Source organism: Mesorhizobium sp. M7A.F.Ca.CA.001.08.2.1, assembly GCF_003998455.1.
Classification (GTDB): domain Bacteria; phylum Pseudomonadota; class Alphaproteobacteria; order Rhizobiales; family Rhizobiaceae; genus Mesorhizobium; species Mesorhizobium ciceri.
Map to the genome: position 1 here is coordinate 1 of NZ_RZPW01001364.1, position 670 is coordinate 670.

Here is a 670-nt window from a genome sequence, read left to right on the forward strand (position 1 = left end):
GTCCATATCCGTGAGATCCTGGCCCGCATCACCGCGATCCGCCGCCGCGCCCAGGAAGACGTCGCCTACACCGAGATCGGCGCCATGCGCATCTTCATGGACGGCCGCGACCCCGAGATCGACGGTCAGCCCCTCCCCCTGCCACGCCGCGAGCGCCGCATCCTCGAATATCTGGCGAGCAATCGCGGGCGCCGGGTCACCAAGACCCAGGTCTTCAACGCCATCTACGGCATCTTCGACGAAGAGGTCGAGGAGAACGTGGTGGAAAGCCACATCAGCAAACTGCGCAAGAAGCTGCGCGAGAAGCTGGGCACCGACCCGATCGATTCCAAGCGTTTCCTCGGCTACCGGCTCGTCTTCTGATGCAGCGCCGCGCCAGCCTCGCGCAAGAAAACATGCGTAGCCTCGCAGCCAGCAGCATGGACACAGCGGAGACGTTTCGATGAGCCTCTATGGAATGATGCGGACCGGCGTTTCCGGCATGAACGCGCAGGCAAACCGCCTGTCGACGGTCGCCGACAACATCGCCAATTCAGATACCACGGGTTACAAGCGGTCCTCCGCCGAATTTTCGACGCTGGTCATGCCGTCGACCGGCGGCGCCTACAATTCCGGCGGCGTCACCACGACGATCCGTCAGGCGGTCAGCGATCCGGGCGTGCTTCAGTAC

At 63.6% G+C, this 670-nt stretch carries 2 protein-coding genes; both read left to right on the forward strand.

The genetic code is table 11. From position 1 onward, the window contains the following. On the forward strand, positions 1-363 hold a 363-nt coding region (locus tag EN914_RS37415; protein ID WP_164779268.1), incomplete at its 5' end, for a winged helix-turn-helix domain-containing protein. Positions 364-442: 79 nt separating this feature from the next. Continuing rightward, the coding region (locus EN914_RS37420; RefSeq protein ID WP_127389784.1) for a flagellar hook-basal body complex protein at positions 443-670 on the forward strand (228 nt) is incomplete at its 3' end.